We start from the raw sequence: 22,023 nt of genomic DNA, 5'->3' as shown, positions 1-22,023 counted from the left end.
GATCGACTAGGCGCCAACAAATCCTTGCTGGCGCCACGCTTCATAGCTCACGATGGCAACCGCATTGGAGAGATTGAGGCTCCGATTATTGGGCTGCATGGGAATACGCAGCTTTTGGTCAGCGGGTAAGGCTGCATGTACCTCGGCAGAAAGGCCGGCGGTTTCCGAGCCAAACAGCAGCACATCGCCCGGTGCAAAAGCAGCTTCGCTGTAGGGTCGCGTCCCTTTGGTGGTTATTGCCCAAACGGTGCGCCCCTGCATCGCACTTTGAAAAGCCGTAAAATCCGCATGGCGGGTAACGTTAGCCAGGTCACGGTAGTCTAAACCAGCACGGCGAAGCTTTTTTTCTTCGAGATCAAAGCCCAGCGGCTCAATTAGGTGTAATCGGCAACCATTGTTAGCCACTAAACGCATAATGTTACCCGTGTTGGGTGCCATACGCGGTTCAAATAACGCTACCTCGAACATCACTACCTGCCTATTGTTAGCTCATTGTGCATTCGCCCAGTACCGCCGATTGTAATGGAAACTATCCCGAAACACTTGTAGAGGCCAGCCTTCGCCATGACGCCCCAACCGCCGAAAAGCATCCTTAGCCGCATTAAGGGGTTAAACCCGCGCCAGCAGGAAGCGGTGCGTTACATCGATAGCCCCTGCTTGGTTCTGGCGGGCGCAGGATCGGGCAAAACCAGCGTGATCACCACCAAAATCGCTTACCTGGTACAAGAATGCGGAATGAGCGCACGCAAAATTGCCGCGGTGACGTTTACCAACAAAGCCGCCCGGGAGATGAAAGAACGCGTGGGCCAGATGCTCAAAGGCAAAGAAGGCCATGGGCTGACGGTTTCGACCTTCCATACCCTGGGGCTGAACATTATCCGCGGCGAGCTTAAAACCTTAGGCTACAAACCCGGCTTTTCGCTGTTCGACCCGGAAGACGCCAAGGCGCTGCTACGCGATCTAATGAACAAAGATGCCCAGGTAGATGCCGAGCAAATCAACGCCGTACAGAGCAAGATTTCCACATGGAAGAACGATTTAGTGCTGCCCAGCGATGCGCTCTCGTTTGCCGCGGATGACGACGAACACTTTGCCGCCCGGGTATACGAAGCGTACGTGCGCCACCTAAAAGCCTATAACGCGGTGGATTTTGACGATCTTATTTTGCTGCCGGTGGTGCTGCTTCAGCGCGACCCTGAAGCACTGGCTCGCTGGCGGCGCAAAATCCACTACATGCTGGTGGATGAGTACCAGGACACCAACGTCTCCCAGTACTTACTGGTGAAACTACTCATGGCAGAGCGGGCGACCTTCACCGTGGTGGGCGACGATGACCAGTCGATCTACGCCTGGCGCGGTGCACGGCCGGAAAACCTGATTACCCTGGGCGATGACTTCCCGCGTTTGAAAGTCGTCAAGCTGGAGCAGAACTACCGCTCGACCGGGACGATTTTGCGCGCCGCCAATACGCTAATTGCCAATAATCCCCACGTATACGATAAAACGCTGTGGTCCGACATGGGCGACGGCGCACCGATACGGGTAATAATGAATCGCCATGAAGAAGCCGAGGCCGAGCGAGTGGCCAGCGAAATATTTACCCGTCGTATTAAAGAGAATGCCGCTTGGCGTGACTTTGCGGTTCTCTATCGCGGCAATTTTCAAGCGCGTCTTCTAGAACTCAAGCTGCAGCATTATCAAATTCCCTACAAGCTGTCCGGGGGCACGTCGTTTTTCTCACGCAATGAGATCAAAGACGCGATGGCCTACCTGCGACTGCTGATTAACCCTGCCGACGACAACGCTTTTTTGCGCATTGTGAACGTGCCGCGCCGGGAAATTGGCCCCGGCACACTGGAAAAATTGGCGAACTATGCCACCGAGCGCTCGAATTCGCTATTTGCGGCCTGCCATGAGATCGGCTTGGAACAACAGCTACCCACCCGCGCCGTGGAACGCCTGGGGCGCTTTACCCACTTTATCGACGGGGTGCGCAAGCGTATGGATCAAGGTGACGCTATTGCCGCCATCCGCGATATGCTGCGCGATATGGATTACGAGGCATGGCTGTATCAAAACGCCAGCGCACCGACGGTTGCCGAGCGGCGCATGGCTAACGTGTGGATCTTGATCGACCAGCTAGAAAAGTCGCTCAACCGCGACCCGGAAGACGATACAGCGTCTGACACCACTGAAACCGATGGCGTCGAAGCAGCTATTTCCCGCCTGGTGCTACGCGACATTCTCGAACAGCAGGCCGAAGAGGATGACTCCGACCGCGTACAGCTACTCACCATGCACGCCTCCAAGGGGCTGGAATTTCCCCACGTGTATTTGATGGGGCTAGAAGAGGATTTGCTGCCCCACCGTAACGCCATTGAAATGGACACCGTGGAAGAGGAACGCCGCCTGGCCTACGTGGGCATTACCCGGGCACGCCGCTCGCTGACGCTGACCCTTGCCCGCCAGCGCAAGGCCTATGGGGAACTCATGGATTGCCAGCCCAGCCGCTTTCTGGACGAATTACCCGACGAAGATTTGGAGTGGGAAGGCCGCGCCGACAAAGAAGACCCAGAGAAAAAGCAGGCCCGTGGCAAAGACGCCATTGCTGGGCTGCGCTCTTTACTAGGCTGAAGGCTCTTTATTCGACTGACGACGTTACGGGATTGAGGGTTCTCCAGCGAGACACCATTCAGAATTATCCACAGAGGGTTTTGCAACACCACTGTGGATAATTTTATATAAACCTAAAAGACTTAGACCGGTTTATTCCGCCTCAGCAACCATGTAGTCCACCACCACTTCAATCTCTTCATCGGAAGCGCTGCTGCCCCCGCGAGGCGGCATGGCACCTTTTCCGTTAAACACGCTTTGATAGAGGGCCTCGGTACCCTGGTCTAATCGGCTCGCCCACGCTTGCGTATCGCCTAGCGTCGGGGCGCCGGCCACGCCGCTATCGTGACACGCCGCACAACCAATATTGGAGTAAAGCGTGGCGCCGTCTACTTCACCGCCGCCGCTTTGAGCCCCGGACTGGGCCTGGGCTTCCGAGGCTGCGGCCGTACCGCAATCCTGACCCTCTAAACAGACACTCCCCACGGGAGCTAATCGTTCGGCAATCGCCTCCCGTGATGTTTCGGCCAGAGCAACTGACCCACCCACCATTGCCATCACCAGCGCCACGAGACCACCCAACATTAGCTTAATCTTCACGCTCACCCCCTCGTCATTATTGTTATCGGCGTCTGGCGGCTGAATAACGCGAGGCTGCCAATACGCCCAATTAGCGAATGCTAGCAGTATAGTGGCAATTCAAAGCGCAAGAAAAGCAACCGCCCCACCAGGTCAACGCGTTAACAACGCTCTCAGTCACTGACACCTGTTTAGCCACGCCAGGCCAATACGTGCTGTTGGGCATATTCGGTGAAACCCGCGCGCGAATAGAGATCGAAGGCCGGTGTATTATCTTGATCCACCGACAGCAGCAGCTCATGGGCGCCCGCCTGCTGGGCCAGCGCCAGGGCGTCATTGAGTATATATCGGCCCAGCCCCTGACGCCGCCATTCGGGCACCACGCCCATGAGCATCAGTTCCCAGCGGTTAACCTCATGACGCGGCGCCAGTAACAATACGCCCACCGGCGTCGGCGATTCATCCACCCATAACGCATACCAATGCGCAGGGGCGTGGGCATCTTGCTGGTAAAAACCCGCCAACAAATCCTCCACGGAGAGGATCTCGCGCAACACACAGCTATCCAGCGATGCCTGCTCTACCGCCTTCAGCAGCGCGTGCTGTTGCGTGGGCGTCAGCGCTTCCCAGGGCGTCCAGCGCAGTGAAACAGCAGGTGTCATACCAGGAAGGCGATTGTCCGTGGCGGCTCTCAAACAGCGCAGCGATACGAGAGGCGCCATTCCATGGGCGAGTAATTGCGCTTTAGTGCGGGTGGCGTCGGGCGCTATCTCGATATTGCAGAGCGTCAGTTGTTGATCCATTACCCAGGCGCGTGCCGTCTCAATCAGCGCGTTGCGATGAACGCCCTCGACGTGGGGTAGCCACAGCTGCGCCATGTTCAAGGGCAGAGGTTGCACCCAGATAGCGCCCGTTAACTGCTGCCCTTCAAGGCTGATCCATAGCCCTCCCCACTGGGCATCAGGCTGTTGCTGCATGGCCTTTACCCCGGCGCTAAGCGCGGCTTGCTGTGCCGGGTCATGGGCGGCCGCCAGTTGCAGCAAGGCCTCACGACGTTTTTCCGGCGGACAGGGGATTACCCAGGAAGAGCCGACGGTATGCTTATGGGATTCCATCAATGTAGGCTCCGAATACGCAACAAAACGTGCTACGTTATTAACTTATACGTTTATCCTGACCGTCTACGCCTTGGCATGCCAGCCATTTCTTATTAGGACGGCATCCCCTGGCTCGGCTAAGAGACATCCGCGTCATGCGCATTTTGCTGGTAGAAGACGACGCAAGTTTAGCCTCGGGTATCCGCTTGGCCTTAAAGCCCGAACACTTCACGGTCGATCATATTAGCGACGGTGCGACCGCATTGAATGCCTTAACCGAAGGCGAGCCGTTTGACGCGGTGATCCTCGATTTAGGCCTGCCTCATCTTGACGGAAAAGAGGTGTTGAACGCGGTCCGGCACCATGGCAGCCAAGTGCCCATTCTGGTGCTGACCGCCCGCGATGCGGTGGACGACCTGATCGCCGGGCTGGATGCCGGCGCCGATGATTACTTGACCAAACCGTTTGAAGTGGCCGAGCTGAAAGCCCGTTTACGCGCCCTGCTACGCCGCAGTCAAGGCCAAATCAGCAGCGTACTGAGCGGCTGGGGCATTCGTCTTGACCCGCATACCCTGACCGTTAGCTATCAGGGTAAAGACGTGGCGTTATCACGCCGTGAACTCGCGCTGTTGCAAGAGTTCATGAGTCATCCCGGCCGGGTGTTTACCCGCGATACGCTGACCCGTCTGGTCTACGGCTGGGACGAAGATGTCGAAAGCAACGCCATTGAGGTCCATATCCACCATTTACGCCGCAAGCTGTTTCCCGGGGTCATTCGCACGGTGCGCGGCATCGGCTACGTGATGGATAAGCCGCCAAAGGAAGACGCATGACCTCGATCCGCCAACGCACGCTGGGGCTGGCGCTGCTGGTGTTCGGGATCAGCATGCTGGTGATTGGGTTCACCAGCTACCGCTATGCCACCCATGAAGTCGAAGCGCTGTACGATTCAAGCCTTGCCCAAACCGCCCGGCTGCTGGAAGGCTTATTGAAAGCCCCTCTACCGGAAGAGACGCAGGACAAACTGCTCATTAGCCTGGAAGAGGCGCTTGGCAATCTTGCGAGCGGCGACCAAGCTACGACCGCGCGGCGCGAAGATAGCCAACTGGGCTTTCAGCTGTGGGAGAACGAGCGTCTCCTGCTGCGCTCTGCCCATGCACCTGACGTGGCGCTTCCCGATCACCCAGCAGGCTTCACCAGCCAACCCATCGGCGAACACGAATGGCGCCTTTATATCCATGACGTCCCCGATTCGGACCGGCGCATCGTGATTAGCGAGCGGGAAGATGTGCGCGGCGATATTATCAGCGCGGTGGCAATGCGTACACTGATGCCCGACCTGATTGGCCTGCCGTTTCTCGCCGTCCTGCTTTGGTGGTCTATCGGCTGGGGGCTCGCTCCCCTATCGCGCATGGCCGCGCAGATACGCCGTCGTGACCCGCACAATTTACAACCCCTGTCTTTTAGCCCGCTCCCCCAGGAGCTCGGCACTATCGCTGGCGCCCTCAACAGGCTGTTGGCGCGAATCCGCAGGATGCGCGAGCGTGAGACGCGCTTTATTGCCGATGCCGCCCATGAACTGCGCACGCCCCTGGCGGTACTTGATCTACACGCCCAGAATGCTCTGGCCGCCGATAACCGCGAGGATCGTGAAGAAGCCCTCAACCTCCTGCGCGGTGGCGTTGCCCGCGCGACGCGCTTGGTCACCCAACTGTTAACCCTGGCTCGCCTGGCGCCTGAAGACGCATCACGCGCCGAGTACCGAACCGCCAATCTGCTCAGCGAGGTTCGCGAGACGCTGGCTAAGCTTTCGCCCCTTGCCGCCGAGCGCGAACAGCAGCTATTGCTCAACGCGGACGAGCAGGCAGATTGGTCAATAGGGGAAGAACCCGGCGCCATGGAAATCCTGATGCAGAACCTGGTCGGCAATGCCATCCAGCACTCCCCTCGCCAGAGCGCCATCAGCATTACCCTGGCAACGGCGCCGTCCGGCTTTGTCGTGTGGGTGGACGATCAAGGCCCTGGCATCCCGCTTAGTGAGCGTAAAAGAGTCGTTGAGCGCTTTCAGCGCGCAGGGCCCAGCGCCGGTTCCGGGCTAGGCCTTTCCATCGTTGAGAGGCTGGTTGCCCGTCACGGCGGCACCCTGCAGCTTGATGAGGCCCCCGGGAGAGGGTTACGGGTACGTATTGAGCTGCCGTACCTCGAGTCTGAAACCCCATAATCAACCTATTCGTTTATTTGATGGATCTCTTAAGGTTGCCATAAGAATTGCGTGCAACTGTGGAAGTGCATAGTGAGCCAGAAATCACGGCTTGCCCTTTTCTCCACAAGGAGGTTCCCAATGAACCAAGTCACCTTTTCACCCAAACCCTTGATTCAGCTTGGCTCAACGCCGTTGCTGGCGATGCCGGCGGCGCGACGCTTGGCGCCCACCAGCCCGGCCATGACCGTACTGACCGACTTTTCCCAGGTGGTACCTCAATCGGTCGATGCCGATACGCCTATCGACGAAGCGCACCTCAAGATGCGCTACGGCGGTGTGAGGCTGCTATTCGTGATGGACAAGCAGGCCCACTGCATCGGCATTGTTACTTCAAAAGAAGTGATTGGTACTCGGCGTATCAATCTCGCCATGCAGCAGCGCGATCTCCCTCGCGAAGACATCACTGCGGAAATGATCATGACGCCGTGGCACAAGCTCAGCGCCATGCCGGTCGCCCAATTGGCCTCGCTGACCATCGAGGATCTGGTGCTGTCGATGGAAGCGGTCACCGATCAGCATCTGTTGGTCACCGAGCAGAACGATCACCACGAACTGAGGATTCGCGGTCTTATCTCCGCAACCGATATCCAGAACGCGATCGGTAAAGAGATCAGCCCAGTACCAAGGGCGAAAAGCTTTGCCGACATTTGCCAGGTCATTACCGGTCACGACCTGTAAGCCGTCGCCACTGATGGTTCTTTAACGCACAACGCCCTTTAACCGAAAAGTCGGTAAAGGGCGTTTTAGGTAGGGACGACGCTACGATTCAGAGTTAGAACAATTCGGCGTTGATCAGCAAATGGACGCCGATACTGGCGATATAGCCCAACAAAATTGCCGGCATCCAGCGCAGGTGAACGGCAAAGGTATAAATGCCCCGCGCCTGGCCCATAAGGGCGACACCTGCCGCCGAACCCATCGAGAGCAAGCTGCCCCCCACGCCGGCGGTAAGGGTAATCAACAGCCAGTTGCCTTCCGACATATCCGGCGCCATGGAAAGTACCGCGAACATTACCGGTATGTTGTCCACCACCGCCGAAATAATACCCAACACCACGTTAGCCCACACCGGGTTCCAACCGCCGTAGAGCGTTTCAGAAAGCAGGCTGAGATAGCCCATAAAGCCCAGGCCACCCACACACATGACGACCCCGTAGAAGAACAGCAGTGTGTCCCACTCGGAACGCGCGATCCGGCTGAAAATATCAAACGGGACGACACTACCCAGTTGCTCCAGCTTCTTCCAATCGCCCCGACGCGAGTAGCGCTCGCGCTTGCGCTCAAGCGAGCGCGGCAGGCTGCGGCGCAGGTAGTAACCAAAGAACTGCAGTAAGCCTAAACCAAACATCATGCCCATGGCAGGCGGTAAATACAGTACAGAGTGGCACAGCACCGAGATGGCCACGGTGATCAAAAACAGCACGATAATCCGCCGCGCACCGCGTTTAAGCCAAACATTCTCTTTAAGCGATGCCGGCTTACGATTAACAATAAAGAAATTCATGATGACCGCGGGCACCATGAAATTAACTATTGCGGGAACCAGTAGCGCGAAGAAGCCCTCGAACGGCACTTGGCCTGCCTGCCACACCATTAGCGTGGTGATATCGCCGAACGGACTAAAGGCACCACCCGCGTTGGAAGCCACCACTACGTTCACGCAGCAAAGGCCGATAAACTTATTATCTCCCTCGGCCACTTTGAGCACCACAGCACACATCAGCATAGCGGTGGTCATATTATTGGCGATCGCCGAAATACCAAATGCCATGACACCGGTGATCCAGAACAGGCTACGATAGCTAAATCCTTTGCGGACTAACCAAGAGCGCAACGCATCAAACACACGACGCTCTTCCATGGCGTTGATATAGGTCATCGCCACTAGCAAAAACAGTAATAGCTCGGCGTATTCAAGCAGCGTTTCACGAAAAGCGGCTTCGGCCTCTTCCGGCATCCCCGCCTGAACATAGACCCAAGCGACTAGTGCCCAGATGAGCCCTGCTGCGACCAGCACAGGCTTAGACTTGCGCATGTGCAGTAGCTCTTCACTCATCACCAACGCATAGGCGAGCACGAAGATCACGACAGAAGAAATACCGGCAAGCGAGAGGGTAAGATCAAGTGGACCGGCGGCGGCATAGGACAAGGAAGGAACAGCAATACAACATAATGCAAATAGCAGCCCCATCACTCGACGGCTATAACGCCCAGCGATGAAGAAGTCGGGTGATTTCATGGCAGAAAAATCCCTGCGGTGGAACGGAGGAAAGATAAACCGCCATAATAATAAGTCGACTAATTATTTATCGCAATGCAACATTAACGCGCTAGGATGTAAGCTGCCTTCTTTTTGCGATTGCAAGCGCGGGTAGCGTTTCCCAACCCCGATTAGAAGTGCAGTAGAACCACCATTGAAGACCACTACCGACTAAGTCGACAGTAGTGGTCAACCGTGCCGTCGTTATTCGACCGTGACGCTTTTCGCAAGGTTACGCGGCTGATCTACATCAGTGCCTTTCAAAACCGCCACATGATAGCTCAGCAGTTGAAGCGGCAGGGTATATAGCAGCGGGGTAAGCGCTTCGTGGATGTGGGGCAAACGTAGCACCCGAATGTCGTCGCGTTCTTCAATACCCACCTGCTCGTCGGCAAACACAAACAGTTGCCCGCCCCGGGCACGGACTTCCTGCAAGTTCGACTTGAGCTTTTCCAGCAGGTCGTCGTTGGGTGCTACTGAAATCACCGGCATATCGGCATCGACAAGCGCCAGCGGCCCGTGCTTTAGCTCACCGGCCGGGTACGCTTCAGCGTGAATATAGGAAATTTCTTTGAGCTTGAGCGCACCTTCGAGCGCCACCGGGAAGTGAGCACCACGCCCCAAAAATAGCGCATGGTGTTTTTCAGCAAACGCCTCCGACAGCACTTCAATCGCCGGGTCTAACGCCAACACTTGCTGGCAGAGCGCTGGTAACGCTTTTAACGCCGACACAATATCCGCATGATGTTGGTGACCGCCGTGCACTCGACTAATCGACAGGGTCAACAACATCAGCCCAATGAGCTGCGTGGTAAACGCTTTGGTCGAAGCCACACCGATTTCGGGGCCTGCGCGGGTCATCAGAGTCACATCCGATTCCCGCACTAGCGAACTACCCGGTACGTTGCAAATGGCCAGCGTACCGATGTAATTAAGCTGTTTGGCATAGCGTAGTGCGGCCAGGGTATCGGCCGTTTCGCCGGATTGGGAAAGCGTCACGAAGAGGGTACCTTCAGGCACCACAGGGTAGCGGTAACGATACTCAGACGCGACCTCCACCTGCACCGGTATGCCGGCATAACGCTCTAGCCAATAGCGCGCCACCAGCCCAGCGTGATAACTCGTACCACAGGCAATAATATGAATTTGCTTGGTGGTTTGGAAAATGGCCTGGGCATCGGGACCGAAGCTTTCCACCAGCACATGATCGTCGCTTAACCGACCCTCAAGCGCGGCGCGAATCACCTCGGGCTGTTCATAGATTTCTTTTAGCATGTAATGACGATAATCGCCCTTACTCGCCGCGCCATCACCGTGCTCAAACGTCTGGATAGGACGCTCGACATCGTTGCCGTCACAGTCGACGATGCGGATGGCGCCCTGCTCACTCAGCTCGACCAAGTCGCCTTCTTCCAGATAAATGAAGCGATCCGTGACGGGGAGAAGCGCCAGCGGATCAGAGGCTAAAAAGGCTTCATCAATCCCCACGCCCACCACTAAGGGGCTACCCTGACGAGCGCCAATGACCACCCCAGGTGCTTGCGGGCTGATCACGGCTAGCGCATAAGCACCGCCTAAGCCGTTGACGATTTGCTGGGTCGCATCAAACAAACTCAGTCCACTATCCAGCTTTTCAGCCAGTAAGTGAGTAATAACTTCGGTATCAGTTTCGGAACTGAAGTGGTAGCCGCTGGCTTGCAGTTGATCCTTAATGGTCTCGTAATTTTCAATAATGCCGTTATGTACAACGGCGACCTGCTCACCACTATGGTGGGGGTGTGCATTGGCTTCAGAAGGTTTGCCGTGGGTAGCCCAACGCGTGTGAGCAATGCCAGACGTACCGGGTAATGCGGCTGTATCCAGTTTTCTGGATAACGCGGCGACCTTACCGACGGCTCGGTGGCGAGTCAGCTCACGGCCGTTGAAAACCGTCATGCCTGCCGAGTCGTAGCCGCGGTATTCGAGACGTTTCAACCCTTCTAATAAGATACCTTGGACGTTGCGCTGGGCAACGGCGGCAACAATGCCACACATAGGCTTTCTCCTAAATTATTCGCGATGCTCGCGCGGACGTTGCCAATCGCTTTTCTCTAATTGACGTCCTCGCGATACGGCCAAGGCATGATCGCTGACGTCCTTCGCGATAGTGGAGCCGGCCCCTACTGTGGCACCTTCCCCAATGCTAACCGGTGCCACCAAGGCAGTATTGGAGCCAATAAACGCATGATCGCCAATCGCCGTATGGTGCTTGTTCATGCCATCGTAGTTGCAGGTAATCGTGCCCGCGCCTATGTTCACGCCACGCCCTAACCGAGCATCGCCTACATAACTTAAATGATTGATTTTACTTGATTCACCAACATCAACATTTTTCGTCTCGACAAAATTACCGACTTTTGCCCTCACCGCTAACCGGGTGCCAGGGCGTAACCGCGCAAAGGGACCGATCTGGTTATGCCCGGCCGCTACGGTTGTATCGACAACGCTATGCGTATCGACAACGCTCTCAGCCCCGATGGTACTATTTTTAATCACACAGTAGGGGCCAATACGCACGCCCTCACCTAATTCGACCTCGCCTTCAAATACGCAGCCCACATCGATAAACACATCGTGGCCACAGCTAAGCCGACCGCGCACATCAAGCCGAGCCGGGTCGGCCAGTGCCACGCCCTGCTCCATGAGTTTTTCGGCTAATTGGCGCTGATAAGCGCGCTCTAAGCGTGCCATTTGGGCACGATTGTTAACCCCTTCGACCTCAATGGCGGTTGAAGGCTGGACAGTGCTTACCTTGACTCCATCGCTTGCGGCCATGGCGATCACGTCGGTGAGATAATACTCGCCCTGGGCATTGTCTGAGGAAAGCAACGGCATCCAGCGTTTCAACTGATCGCTGGTCATCGCCATCATACCGGTGTTGCATTCAGTGATCGCCCGTTGCTCCTCGCTCGCCTCCTTCTGCTCGACAATCGCTTCGGCCTCGCCTGCCGCATTACGCACAATGCGGCCGTAACCTGTCGGGTCCTGCATGGTCACCGTCAACAGCCCCATATGCTGATCGTCTACTTCAGCCAACAAGGCCGCCAGCGACTCGCGATGAATCAATGGAACATCACCATAGAGCACCAGAACCTTACCGCTACCCAGTTGCGGAAGCGCCTGGGCAACGGCGTGTCCCGTGCCTTTTTGCTCGGTTTGAACAGCAAACTTAACGGGGTAGTCCACCAACGCTTGGCGTAATTGCTCTGCGCCGTGGCCAATGACCACATGCGTGCGCGCCGGGTTTAACCCGGCGGCCGTGTCGAGCACGTGCTGCACCATCGGCTTACCCGCCAGCGTGTGCAGTACCTTGGGCGTTTGGGAGCGCATTCGCGTGCCTTTACCGGCGGCGAGAATGACAATATCGAGTTCTTCCATTTAATCACCTGTCGCGGTTTCACGATCGTCCGCGCCGGCAGACGCAATCTCTATCGCTAACGATTCGACGAGTTCATCGCCGAAATATTGGGCAAAAGCGGGGCTCGCCTCACTGCGCCAGTGGTCGCCCTCACGAACCAGCATGAGCACATTCAAGTCATGCTCGCGGGCCATCGCCATGCCTTCTTCATCCCCGGCCACCATTAGCGCCGTGGCCCAACCATCCGCCCAAGCGTTGGAAGGATGAAAGACCGACACCGACGCCAAATCGTGGGTAATCGGCCGGCCATTACGCGGATCAATGGTATGCGAATAACGCTGGCCGTCCGCTTCAAAGTAATTTCGGTAATCCCCCGATGTGGCCACCGAGATCGACTCAAGCGGCAGCACATGCTGGACGCGCTGCTCGTGGTCTTCTGGCACTTCAATACCAATGCGCCACGCTGTTTGCTCGTCTATATCGCGATAGCCTTGGGTGATCAAATCACCGCCGAGGTTAACCAAATAATGTTCAATACCTTGCTGGTCCAAATACCCGGCGACGCGATCGGTGGCGTGCCCTTTGGCAATCGCCGATAGGTCGACAAACACATCCCGTGTTCGCCGCGCTTCAAGTGCGTGGCTATTGATATCTATTGCATCATAACCTACCCGCTCCAGCCGCTCATTGAGTGCTTCTTGTGAAGGCACCTCTTCGGGGCGCGCTTCAGGACCAAAACTCCATAGATTAACCAAGTCCCCCACGGTAATGTCGAAGGTACCGTCGCTTGCTTCAGCTATCGACTGACTAATCGCCAATACGTCGATAAGGCCATCCGATAACGGCTGCCATTCACCTAAGGGTGATTGGTTAAACGCCATCAGCTCGGCGTCATCTCGGTAGGTGGACATCGCCTGATCAACGCTTTCCAATTCCTGTTGAATACCTGCTTCAATATCGTTGACTTGCCCCTGGGTGAGCGAATCGGCCATGGTGACTTGGTAGAAGGTGCCAAAAATATTGCCCTCTAATGTCACCGGTGAATCCAACTCTCGATCCGCTTCCGAACAGCCGACCAACGCTAGCATCAGCAGCGCAATGAGCCCACCATAGCGTCGCACATGACCCTCTTGTCGCATCGTGATTACCCCACCCTAACCATGAAAAAACCATAGCAGCCAAATACCCAAAAGCACGCGATATACCACAAATGGCTGCATCCCCACTCGTTTAATCAGCACCAAGAAAACATGAATACACGCGTAGGCACTCAACCCAGATAACAGCGTACCAGCCAACATCGCTGTCCCATCGATGGGATTAGGCTGGCCAATGAGTTCTATCGCCTCTAATCCGCCGGCTAACACAATGACGGGAATAGATAGCAAAAATGAGAAGCGCGCCGCGCCTTCGCGACTCATCCCCAGCATTAACGCCGCGGTCATGGTAACGCCAGAGCGGGACGTACCAGGAATTAAGGCCAACGCCTGAGCTCCGCCAATCCATAGTGCATCACTCAGCGTCAGCTGGTACTCGTTACGCGTCCCGCGTTTTCGCCAATCGGCATAGCCAAGCCATAGGCCAAACGAGACCAAACTCAAGCCAATAATCAGTGGAGAGCGCATGTATTCTGATACCACGTCGCGCATTAAGAGACCCACAACACATACTGGCAAGGTGGCGAGTATGACCCAGCCGGCCAGACGCGCATCGCGGTCGACGCGTTGTCCTTTCAATGCGCTAAAACAGCTCATCGCCATCTGCCATAATTCATGGCGAAAGTAGATAACCACGGCTAAAAGACTACCCAAATGCAGCGCGACATCGAAGGCCAGCCCCTGATCCTCCCACTGGGTAAGTACAGGCACCAAAATCAAATGGGCAGAACTCGACACCGGCAAAAACTCAGATATCCCCTGAACCAGGGCTAATACCACTACCTGAAGCCAATCCATTGATGATCCTAATCTACGCTTGGTTGAGGGGGATAAGTTGGCGCTTAAGGATACACATCCCTGACAAACTTGTCCGCTGTAAGCATTGAGCTCCTTATTGGTGCCAATCCCGCTTAGGGCTATAGAGCAGGCGGGTGAGTGCGCTACAATAGCGATATTTTCCAGCGTGTGTCCCTGCAAGGTACCTCATGACTCAGAGCGTCGACTCATCAGTGGTTCAAAACCCGCAGTTACAAAGCCGCGAGTCTAAGCGCGTCACTTATATTGGTGCTTGGCTAGATGCACTGTTGGGTATCGTAAAGGTGCTCGTGGGTTTTTGGGTGGGTTCCGCTGCATTGATTGCCGATGGGGTTCATTCGTTTTCTGACTTGGTCACCGATGGTTTCGTCCTGGCTGCCATTCACTACGGACGCCAGGAACCCGATAAAGACCACCACTACGGCCACGGCCGTATTGAAACCCTCACTACGCTGTTGCTAGGCAGCGTTCTTATCTTCGTGGCAGGGGGGATTGCCTGGTCCAGCTTGGATCGACTGTTTAGCGGTGCGCATGTTTCCGCTCCGGGCTTGGTGGCCATTTTAATTACCATTGCAGCCCTATTCGCTAAAGAATGGATCTTCCGCTACACCATGCAAGTTGCCAAACGCGTTGGCTCTAAACTGCTTGAGGCCAACGCCTGGCATTCCCGCAGCGATGCCCTTTCCACTGCCGTGGTATTAATTGCCCTGATGGGTGCCCAGTTTGGGCTAGGCTGGCTGGATGGCGTGGCGGCCATTATTGTCGGGTTACTGGTCGGCAAGGTCGGATGGGACTTGCTTTGGGAGTCGGCCCGCGAGTTGGTCGATACAGCGCTGCCTGAAGATGCCCAGCAGCAGATGCACGACGTGGCTTGCGGCGTACCCGGCGTGGATAGCGTGCACGATCTGCGTACCCGCCAATCCGCCGGCTGGGTGATGGTTGATTTACACGTTGTGGTCGGCCCCAAAATCACCGTGTCAGAAGCCCACGAGATCGGTAACGAGGTTAGCCGGCGGTTGCGCTATCAGTTCCCGGCGTTGACCGACGTTATCTTCCATATCGATCCCGAGGACGACGCCGGTGAAGGCGATCCAAGCCGTCTGCCCGGTCTCCCACTACGCCCGGAGGTCGAAGCAGCGCTTGATGCGCGTTGGTACAAACATCCGGTATGGCGTACGCTCAGCGAGCTACAGCTGCATTATCTGAACGATAAAATCTCGGTGTCGTTGATCATTAGCGATGCCGTCCATCAGCCCCCTCAATGCCTTGCCAGCCAGTTGAAGGCGCTGGCCAGCGATATTGAATGGCTGGGCAATGTGGAAGTGCTATTCATTACCCGCGCGGCTAGCTACAGCATGCGCTAGTGTCAGAGCGGCGTGAGTATGGCGGTTGCAATGCTGAAGTAAATCAACACGCCCGAGGCATCGATAAGTGTCGTGACGAGTGGTGCCGAGGCCGTGGCAGGATCCACCTTGAAGCGCTCGAGCACAAACGGCAGGCACATGCCGATTAAACTGCCGAATAGGACAATCGTCACCATACTTAACGCGACGATAATCGCCACTGCCTCGCCACCCCGCATTACCCCAATGGGGGCGACAGCAATTGCCATGGTGATCCCGAGAGAACCTGCCACCAGAAGTTCACGCCCGAGCATTTTCCCCCAGTCTTTGACCCCAACGTCACCCGTCGCCATACCACGCACCATCAAAGTGGCCGCCTGGGCGCCGGCGTTCCCCCCGCTACCAATCAACAGCGGCAAAAAGAACACCAAGGCGACCTGTGCTGCGATGGTATCCTCGAAATAGGCAATGCCAGCACCGGAAAACAAGTTGGCAAACACCAGCAGCACCAACCAAAATACCCGCTTGCGATATAGCGTCCATATCGGCACACGGCTAACGCCATTCTCCAACTGGCCAATCGACATCCCCTTGTGGATATCTTCGGTGGCTTCTGACTCGGCCACGTCCATGGCGTCATCGTGGGTCACAATCCCCACCATCCGGCCATCGGCATCTATTACCGGCAGCGCTATCAAGTCATAGCGCGCTACAATTTTGGCGACTTCCTCCTGCTCTTCGTCCACCGACGTGCTGATCACATCTTTGATCATAATGTTATCGACCAGCGCTCCCGGGCGAGACACCATCAACTGGCGCAGCGACATGGTGCCAATTAGCTGGCCGTCGCTATCCAACACGTAAAGCTGATAGACCGTTTCCGCATCAGGGGCCGTTTGGCGTACCCGCATCATCGCTTTTGAAACCGTCATGCCACTGGCAATGGACACATAGTCAGAGGTCATAATGGCGCCAGCGGTGCCCTCTTCATAGCTGGCAAGACGCTTGAGATCTTCGCGCTCTTTATGGGCCATGCGCCGAAGAAGCCCCTCACGCCGGTCTTCATCAAGCAGGTTAAACAAATCGGCCCGCTCATCAGAGCCCATTTCTTCTAACAGCTTTAGTACGTGTGTATCTGAAAGCCCACCCACGACTTCCAGTTGGCTATCGCCTGGCAGGTAGCCCAACACGTTGGCTGCCCGCTCGGTCGAGAGAATATCGAGAATCGCCAGTGCTTCGGTGAGCAACTCATCATCTTCTATTATCTCTTCGAGCACTTCACCGATATCCGCTGAGCGATTTTCGGCTAAGCGCAAAGAGAGCAGTGTTTTACTGGGTGTTTCCTTGGCCAACTCGTCGAGCAGTTCGGCTTTCAATTCCTTTAGGCTTTCATCGTTCAATGACATGGCATTCCCCTTTACGCTGACGAGCGCTACACGGCCGATATCCTTCACACCATACTACCAGACAAAAAAAACGCCCCTTAAGCCCTAATCACAGGCTTAAGGGGCGTCGTGGTTCACGCCAGGCGTGATCGTTAGCCTTTACCCGCCTTTTTACGCAGCTGCTGGATGGTTCGCAGCTGGGCAACGGCTTCGGCAAGATCCGCGGCAGCCCGGGTATAGTCGAGCTCCGATGACTTGTCGTTAAAGGCTTTCAGCGCTTGCTGACGCGCTTCTTCTGCCGCGGCCTCATTGAGGTCACTGGCACGCGACGCGGAGTCGGCCAAGACGGTCACGATGTTGGGCTGAACTTCCATGAAGCCACCCGTCACGAAGAAGTGTTCTTCTTCGCCGCCATCGTGAATCACCCGTACCGGGCCAGGCTTGAGTTCCGTCAACAGCGGCGCGTGTCCGGGTAAAATCCCCAGATCGCCCGTGATGCCAGACGCAACCACCATCTCGACCGTTCCCGAGTAGATGGACGCTTCAGCGCTGACGATATTGCAAGTGAAGCTATTCGCCATAGCGAATCCCCCTAATGGACGGGATTACGCCTTCATCTGGTTGGCTTTTTCGACCGCTTCGTCGATGGAGCCGACCATGTAGAAGGCCTGTTCCGGCAGTTCGTCGTACTCACCCGCGAGAATGCCCTGGAAGCTAGTGATCGTGTCTTTCAACGACACATATTTACCCGGCGCACCGGTAAACACCTCGGCCACGAAGAACGGCTGCGACAGGAAGCGCTGGATTTTACGCGCCCGGGAAACGGCCAGCTTGTCTTCATCAGACAGCTCATCCATACCCAGAATCGCAATAATATCCTTCAGTTCCTTGTAACGCTGAAGAACACCCTGCACGCCGCGAGCCACGTTGTAGTGCTCCTCACCCACTACCAGCGGATCTAGCTGGCGCGAAGTAGAGTCCAGCGGATCGATCGCCGGATAAATACCTAGCTCGGCGATGGAGCGCGCCAGTACCACGGTGGCGTCCAAGTGCGAGAAGGTGGTGGCCGGCGACGGATCGGTCAAGTCATCCGCCGGTACGTACACGGCCTGTACGGAGGTGATCGAGCCGGTCTTCGTCGAGGTGATACGCTCTTGCAGAACGCCCATCTCTTCGGCCAAGGTCGGCTGGTAACCTACCGCAGACGGCATACGACCCAGCAGGGCTGACACTTCAGTACCCGCTAGGGTATAGCGGTAGATGTTGTCGACGAACAACAGTACGTCGCGGCCTTCATCACGGAATTTCTCAGCGATGGTCAAACCGGTCAGCGCCACGCGCAGACGGTTACCCGGCGGCTCGTTCATCTGACCGTAAACCAACGATACCTTGTCGATAACGTTGGAATCAGTCATTTCATGATAGAAGTCGTTACCCTCACGCGTACGCTCACCGACACCGGCGAAAACCGAGTAGCCGCTGTGTTCGGTGGCGATGTTGCGGATAAGCTCCATCATGTTAACGGTTTTACCCACACCGGCGCCGCCAAACAAACCAACCTTACCGCCCTTGGCAAACGGGCAGACCAGATCGATTACCTTGATACCGGTTTCCAGCAGCTCTTCAGACGCTGCCTGGTCGGCATAGCCGGGGGCCTTACGGTGAATCGGCATACGTTCGTCTTCGCCGATTTCGCCCGCTTCATCAATGGGCTCGCCGAGTACGTTCATGATCCGACCCAGCGTGGCTTTACCCACGGGTACGGAAATAGCAGCACCTGTGCTGGTCACGTCCATGCCACGCTTTAAGCCCTCAGTGGAGCCCATGGCGATGGTGCGCACCACGCCGTCGCCCAGCTGCTGCTGGACTTCGAGGACAGTCTCAACTTCGGAGACCTTCAGCGCGTCGTAGACCTTGGGCACAGAGTCCCGCGGAAACTCTACGTCAATCACCGCGCCGATGATTTGTACGATACGTCCGCTCATCTTGGTTCCTCTCTAAAACCTGCAAATGAAACCTGTCTGCCGGGAGCCCCTAGCAGTAGTGGCTCCCTAGGCGTTATACGGCAGCAGCGCCGCCGACGATCTCGGAAATTTCCTGGGTAATAGCGGCCTGACGGGCCTTGTTATAAACCATTTCCAGATCGTCAATCAGATCACCCGCGTTATCGGTAGCACTCTTCATCGCGATCATTCGGGCAGCTTGTTCGCAAGCCCCGTTTTCCACGACCGCCTGATACACCTGCGATTCAATGAAGCGAATCAGCAAGTTATCCAACAACGCCTTGGCATCCGGCTCATACAGGTAGTCCCAGCTTCCGGGACGGGCGTTTTCGTCGTCTTGCTCTGCGTCTTCGCCAATAGCGGTCGTCAGCGGAAGAAGCTGACGTACCACCGGCTGTTGCGTCATGGTGTTAACAAATTCGTTATGCACCACGTACAGCCGGTCAATACGGCCTTCATCGTACGCTTCGAGCATGACCTTAATACTGCCGATCAAACCTTCGACCGATGGGGCCTCGCCTAATCCACTTTTGGCAGCAACTAAGGTGCCCCCATATTTGTGGAAAAAGCTACTGGCCTTCGAGCCTAAGGCGCAAAAATCTAGTTCCGCGCCTTCCTGTCTCCAAGCCTTGGCATCTCTCAGCACGGCCTTAAACAGGTTATGGTTCAAACCACCGCACAAACCGCGATCGGTGGACACCACGATGAAACCAACGCGCTTTACCTCGTCCCGCTCGACCATATAGTCGTGGGTGTATTCGGGGTTAGCGTCGGCAAGGTGGCTAACCACATTGCGGATCTGCTTGGCGTAAGGCTGACTCGCTTTCATCAGCTCTTGCGCTTTACGCATTTTCGATGCAGCCACCATTTCCATGGCGCTGGTAATCTTCTGCGTATTTTTAATGCTCCCAATCTGGGTGCGTATCTCTTTTGCAGCTGCCATAGCGATCTACCTTTCGTTCGTGGCTCTCAGAAAGCATGCAAGCCCGCCCGGTAGGCGGGCTAGGGGCATTACCAGGTCTGAGTCGCCTTGAACTGCTCGAGACTCGACTTCAAGCCGTCTTTAATCTCGTCGTTGTAGTCGCCGGTCTGGTTGATCTTATCAAGCAAGTCGCTGTGCTCGGACTTCATGTAGTCGTGCAGGGCACGCTCAAAGTCCAACACTTTGTTGACTTCAACATCATCCAGGTAACCTTCGTTGGCGGCATATAGCGAAAGCGCCATCTGGGCTACTGACATCGGCGAGTATTGGTGCTGCTTCATCAACTCGGTGACACGCTCACCGTGCTCAAGCTGCTTACGCGTGGCTTCATCCAGATCAGACGCAAACTGCGAGAACGCCGCCAGTTCACGGTACTGAGCCAAGGCCAAACGCACGCTACCACCGAGCTTCTTGATGATTTTGGTCTGCGCCGAGCCACCCACACGCGATACCGACAAACCAGCGTTAATCGCCGGACGGATACCGGAGTTAAACAGGTTGGTTTCCAGGAAGATCTGACCATCGGTGATCGAGATTACGTTCGTGGGTACGAACGCCGAAACGTCGCCACCCTGGGTCTCGATTATCGGCAGCGCGGTCAAGGAACCGGTTTTGCCTTTCACTTCACCGTTGGTTGCCTTCTCAACGTAGTCGACGTTGACCCGAGCGGCACGTTCAAGCAAGCGCGAGTGGAGGTAGAAGACGTCACCGGGGTAAGCTTCACGACCCGGCGGACGACGTAACAGCAGCGATACCTGACGATAGGCAACGGCCTGTTTGGAAAGGTCGTCATACACGATTAGTGCGTCTTCACCACGGTCACGGAAGTATTCACCCATGGTGCAACCAGAGTAGGCTGCCAGGAACTGCATCGGCGCCGGGTCGGCAGCGCCAGCCGCGACGATGATGGTGTGATCCATGGCGCCGTGCTCTTCGAGCTTGCGCACCACGTTGGCAATGGTCGACTGCTTCTGACCAATGGCAACGTAAACACAGGTCACGCCCTTGCCTTTCTGGTTGATGATGGCATCAATGGCAATGGCGGATTTACCGATCTGGCGGTCACCGATGATCAACTCACGCTGACCGCGGCCGATCGGCACCATGGAGTCAATCGACTTCAAGCCCGTCTGGATCGGCTCGTCGACGGATTGACGGGTAATAACCCCGGGCGCCACTTTTTCAACGGCATCGGTCATTTTGGCGTTAATATCGCCCTTGCCGTCGATGGGGTTACCCAGCGCATCGACAACGCGACCAATTAGCTCTGGGCCAACCGGCACTTCCAGGATGCGACCGGTACACTTTGCGGTCATACCCTCTTCAAGTTGCAGGTAGTCACCCAGCACCACGGCACCCACGGAGTCACGCTCCAGGTTAAGTACCATGCCGAAGATACTGTTGGGAAATTCGATCATTTCACCAAACATTGCGTCTGCAAGGCCGTGTACTTTCACGATACCGTCAGAAACGCTAACGATGGTGCCCTCATTGCGGGCTTCAGATGCGACGTCAAGCTTTTCAATTCGTTGCTTGATGATGTCGCTGATCTCGGAAGGATTCAGTTGCTGCATGCCATGTCCCTCAAACTCAAGCGGTTAGCGCGTCAGTTAGGCGGTTAAGTCGACCACGAACCGAGCCGTCAATGACGGTATCTTCGGCACGTAGGATGACACCGCCAATAAGCGACTTGTCCACCTGAGTGGTAATGGAGATTTCGCGATTCAGACGTTTCTTGAGCGCGTTTTTAAGCTTGGTTTTCTGCTTGCTATCAAGCTTGTAGGCCGATGTCACCATCACCTCAACTCGCTGCTCATGCTCGGCGCGTAGGCGCTCAAACTGATCAGCAATTGATGGCAATGCATTAAGCCGACCCTCGTTAGCCAAATTGTCCAAAAACCGCCGTAAAGCATCGTCGCTTTGCTCGGGCAGGGTGCCCGCCAACAACGCTGCTTTCTGTTCAGCTTCTAGCTTCGGACTACTTAGCACACGATGCGCGTCACTGTCGGTGACCGCATAGCTTAAGATTGCAAGCGCTTGTGACCAGCTATCCAGCGCCTCATGATCACGCGCGTATTCAAACGCCGCCTTAGCGTAAGGACGAGCGACGGTCAGTAATTCCGCCATA

General features: G+C 56.0%; 19 protein-coding genes. 5 read left to right on the top strand and 14 right to left on the bottom strand.

Annotated elements, in window-relative coordinates; all coding sequences use genetic code 11:
• Positions 1-6: 6 nt before the first annotated feature.
• Positions 7-468 carry a tRNA (cytidine(34)-2'-O)-methyltransferase gene (locus BLR97_RS00250; protein WP_089701314.1) on the bottom strand — a complete coding sequence of 154 codons (462 nt, stop codon included), beginning with the start codon at positions 466-468 and terminating at the stop codon, positions 7-9.
• Positions 469-564: 96 nt separating this feature from the next.
• On the opposite strand from BLR97_RS00250, the gene rep reads away from it, so the two are divergent.
• A complete protein-coding gene (rep, locus tag BLR97_RS00245) occupies positions 565-2,634 on the top strand; it encodes a DNA helicase Rep (protein ID WP_089701313.1) in 2,070 nt (689 codons plus the stop codon).
• Between the two features lie 132 nt (positions 2,635-2,766).
• On the opposite strand, the gene BLR97_RS00240 is transcribed toward rep, so the two are convergent.
• Both BLR97_RS00240 and BLR97_RS00235 read right to left on the bottom strand, forming a co-directional pair.
• Positions 2,767-3,213 carry a c-type cytochrome gene (locus tag BLR97_RS00240; RefSeq protein WP_244511082.1) on the bottom strand — a complete coding sequence of 149 codons (447 nt, stop codon included), beginning with the start codon at positions 3,211-3,213 and terminating at the stop codon, positions 2,767-2,769.
• Between the two features lie 170 nt (positions 3,214-3,383).
• A complete protein-coding gene (locus BLR97_RS00235; RefSeq protein ID WP_089701310.1) occupies positions 3,384-4,307 on the bottom strand; it encodes a GNAT family N-acetyltransferase in 924 nt (307 codons plus the stop codon).
• A 137-nt stretch (positions 4,308-4,444) separates the two neighbouring features.
• Here BLR97_RS00235 and BLR97_RS00230 point away from each other — a divergent pair, with 137 nt between their 5' ends.
• The 3 genes from BLR97_RS00230 to BLR97_RS00220 all read left to right on the top strand — a co-directional run bounded on the left by BLR97_RS00230 (position 4,445) and on the right by BLR97_RS00220 (position 7,230).
• Entirely contained in the window at positions 4,445-5,122 is a 678-nt protein-coding gene (locus tag BLR97_RS00230; RefSeq protein WP_089701308.1) for a response regulator transcription factor, read from the top strand.
• Positions 5,119-6,510 carry an ATP-binding protein gene (locus BLR97_RS00225; protein WP_089701305.1) on the top strand — a complete coding sequence of 464 codons (1,392 nt, stop codon included), beginning with the start codon at positions 5,119-5,121 and terminating at the stop codon, positions 6,508-6,510. Before BLR97_RS00230 ends, BLR97_RS00225 begins: the two co-directional genes overlap by 4 nt.
• Positions 6,511-6,630: 120 nt before the next feature.
• A complete protein-coding gene (locus BLR97_RS00220; RefSeq protein WP_089701303.1) occupies positions 6,631-7,230 on the top strand; it encodes a CBS domain-containing protein in 600 nt (199 codons plus the stop codon).
• A 94-nt stretch (positions 7,231-7,324) separates the two neighbouring features.
• Here BLR97_RS00220 and nhaD read toward each other — a convergent pair whose 3' ends face one another.
• The 5 genes from nhaD to BLR97_RS00195 all read right to left on the bottom strand — a co-directional run bounded on the left by nhaD (position 7,325) and on the right by BLR97_RS00195 (position 14,164).
• Complete coding sequence (gene nhaD, locus BLR97_RS00215; protein ID WP_089701302.1) at positions 7,325-8,791, bottom strand: sodium:proton antiporter NhaD; 1,467 nt, start codon at positions 8,789-8,791, stop codon at positions 7,325-7,327.
• A gap of 225 nt (positions 8,792-9,016) precedes the next feature.
• On the bottom strand, positions 9,017-10,846 hold the full coding sequence (glmS, locus tag BLR97_RS00210) for a glutamine--fructose-6-phosphate transaminase (isomerizing) (protein ID WP_089701300.1): 1,830 nt from the start codon (positions 10,844-10,846) through the stop codon (positions 9,017-9,019).
• 15 nt (positions 10,847-10,861) lie between these two features.
• Positions 10,862-12,229, bottom strand: coding sequence for a bifunctional UDP-N-acetylglucosamine diphosphorylase/glucosamine-1-phosphate N-acetyltransferase GlmU (gene glmU, locus BLR97_RS00205; RefSeq protein WP_089701298.1), 1,368 nt, complete (start codon positions 12,227-12,229; stop codon positions 10,862-10,864).
• On the bottom strand, positions 12,230-13,348 hold the full coding sequence (locus BLR97_RS00200) for an FAD:protein FMN transferase (RefSeq protein WP_089701296.1): 1,119 nt from the start codon (positions 13,346-13,348) through the stop codon (positions 12,230-12,232).
• Positions 13,349-13,363: 15 nt separating this feature from the next.
• Positions 13,364-14,164, bottom strand: coding sequence for an undecaprenyl-diphosphate phosphatase (locus tag BLR97_RS00195; RefSeq protein WP_089701293.1), 801 nt, complete (start codon positions 14,162-14,164; stop codon positions 13,364-13,366).
• Between the two features lie 188 nt (positions 14,165-14,352).
• Between BLR97_RS00195 and BLR97_RS00190 the strand changes: the two genes are divergently transcribed.
• Positions 14,353-15,546 (top strand): cation diffusion facilitator family transporter, encoded by a 1,194-nt coding sequence (locus tag BLR97_RS00190; protein ID WP_089701292.1) that lies wholly within the window; start codon positions 14,353-14,355, stop codon positions 15,544-15,546.
• Positions 15,547-15,548: 2 nt separating this feature from the next.
• Here the strand turns inward: BLR97_RS00190 and mgtE are convergent, their stop codons facing one another.
• The 6 genes from mgtE to BLR97_RS00160 all read right to left on the bottom strand — a co-directional run bounded on the left by mgtE (position 15,549) and on the right by BLR97_RS00160 (position 22,022).
• Complete coding sequence (gene mgtE, locus BLR97_RS00185) at positions 15,549-16,931, bottom strand: magnesium transporter (protein WP_089701290.1); 1,383 nt, start codon at positions 16,929-16,931, stop codon at positions 15,549-15,551.
• A 131-nt stretch (positions 16,932-17,062) separates the two neighbouring features.
• On the bottom strand, positions 17,063-17,491 hold the full coding sequence (locus BLR97_RS00180) for a F0F1 ATP synthase subunit epsilon (protein WP_089701288.1): 429 nt from the start codon (positions 17,489-17,491) through the stop codon (positions 17,063-17,065).
• 24 nt (positions 17,492-17,515) lie between these two features.
• The gene (gene atpD / locus BLR97_RS00175) at positions 17,516-18,895 is read right to left on the bottom strand and encodes a F0F1 ATP synthase subunit beta (RefSeq protein ID WP_089701286.1); all 1,380 of its coding nucleotides are present in this window, start codon (positions 18,893-18,895) and stop codon (positions 17,516-17,518) included.
• 73 nt (positions 18,896-18,968) lie between these two features.
• Entirely contained in the window at positions 18,969-19,856 is an 888-nt protein-coding gene (gene atpG, locus BLR97_RS00170; protein WP_089701284.1) for a F0F1 ATP synthase subunit gamma, read from the bottom strand.
• Positions 19,857-19,924: 68 nt separating this feature from the next.
• Positions 19,925-21,469 carry a F0F1 ATP synthase subunit alpha gene (atpA, locus tag BLR97_RS00165; RefSeq protein ID WP_089701282.1) on the bottom strand — a complete coding sequence of 515 codons (1,545 nt, stop codon included), beginning with the start codon at positions 21,467-21,469 and terminating at the stop codon, positions 19,925-19,927.
• Positions 21,470-21,485: 16 nt separating this feature from the next.
• On the bottom strand, positions 21,486-22,022 hold the full coding sequence (locus BLR97_RS00160; RefSeq protein ID WP_089701279.1) for a F0F1 ATP synthase subunit delta: 537 nt from the start codon (positions 22,020-22,022) through the stop codon (positions 21,486-21,488).
• Position 22,023 lies beyond the last annotated feature (1 nt).

Source organism: Vreelandella arcis (assembly GCF_900103865.1).
Taxonomy (GTDB): Bacteria; Pseudomonadota; Gammaproteobacteria; order Pseudomonadales; family Halomonadaceae; genus Vreelandella; species Vreelandella arcis.
This window is presented reverse-complemented; position numbering and strand designations above follow the sequence as displayed.

Excerpts from the sequence above, each read along its gene's own strand:
- BLR97_RS00250 (WP_089701314.1), bottom strand. The coding sequence starts at position 468 with ATGTTCGAGGTAGCGTTATTTGAACCGCGTATGGCACCCAACACGGGT.
- rep (WP_089701313.1), top strand. The coding sequence starts at position 565 with ATGACGCCCCAACCGCCGAAAAGCATCCTTAGCCGCATTAAGGGGTTA.
- BLR97_RS00235 (WP_089701310.1), bottom strand. The coding sequence starts at position 4,307 with ATGGAATCCCATAAGCATACCGTCGGCTCTTCCTGGGTAATCCCCTGT.
- BLR97_RS00230 (WP_089701308.1), top strand. The coding sequence starts at position 4,445 with ATGCGCATTTTGCTGGTAGAAGACGACGCAAGTTTAGCCTCGGGTATC.
- BLR97_RS00225 (WP_089701305.1), top strand. The coding sequence starts at position 5,119 with ATGACCTCGATCCGCCAACGCACGCTGGGGCTGGCGCTGCTGGTGTTC.
- BLR97_RS00220 (WP_089701303.1), top strand. The coding sequence starts at position 6,631 with ATGAACCAAGTCACCTTTTCACCCAAACCCTTGATTCAGCTTGGCTCA.
- nhaD (WP_089701302.1), bottom strand. The coding sequence starts at position 8,791 with ATGAAATCACCCGACTTCTTCATCGCTGGGCGTTATAGCCGTCGAGTG.
- glmS (WP_089701300.1), bottom strand. The coding sequence starts at position 10,846 with ATGTGTGGCATTGTTGCCGCCGTTGCCCAGCGCAACGTCCAAGGTATC.
- glmU (WP_089701298.1), bottom strand. The coding sequence starts at position 12,229 with ATGGAAGAACTCGATATTGTCATTCTCGCCGCCGGTAAAGGCACGCGA.
- BLR97_RS00200 (WP_089701296.1), bottom strand. The coding sequence starts at position 13,348 with ATGCGACAAGAGGGTCATGTGCGACGCTATGGTGGGCTCATTGCGCTG.
- BLR97_RS00195 (WP_089701293.1), bottom strand. The coding sequence starts at position 14,164 with ATGGATTGGCTTCAGGTAGTGGTATTAGCCCTGGTTCAGGGGATATCT.
- BLR97_RS00190 (WP_089701292.1), top strand. The coding sequence starts at position 14,353 with ATGACTCAGAGCGTCGACTCATCAGTGGTTCAAAACCCGCAGTTACAA.
- mgtE (WP_089701290.1), bottom strand. The coding sequence starts at position 16,931 with ATGTCATTGAACGATGAAAGCCTAAAGGAATTGAAAGCCGAACTGCTC.
- BLR97_RS00180 (WP_089701288.1), bottom strand. The coding sequence starts at position 17,491 with ATGGCGAATAGCTTCACTTGCAATATCGTCAGCGCTGAAGCGTCCATC.
- atpD (WP_089701286.1), bottom strand. The coding sequence starts at position 18,895 with ATGAGCGGACGTATCGTACAAATCATCGGCGCGGTGATTGACGTAGAG.
- atpG (WP_089701284.1), bottom strand. The coding sequence starts at position 19,856 with ATGGCAGCTGCAAAAGAGATACGCACCCAGATTGGGAGCATTAAAAAT.
- atpA (WP_089701282.1), bottom strand. The coding sequence starts at position 21,469 with ATGCAGCAACTGAATCCTTCCGAGATCAGCGACATCATCAAGCAACGA.
- BLR97_RS00160 (WP_089701279.1), bottom strand. The coding sequence starts at position 22,022 with ATGGCGGAATTACTGACCGTCGCTCGTCCTTACGCTAAGGCGGCGTTT.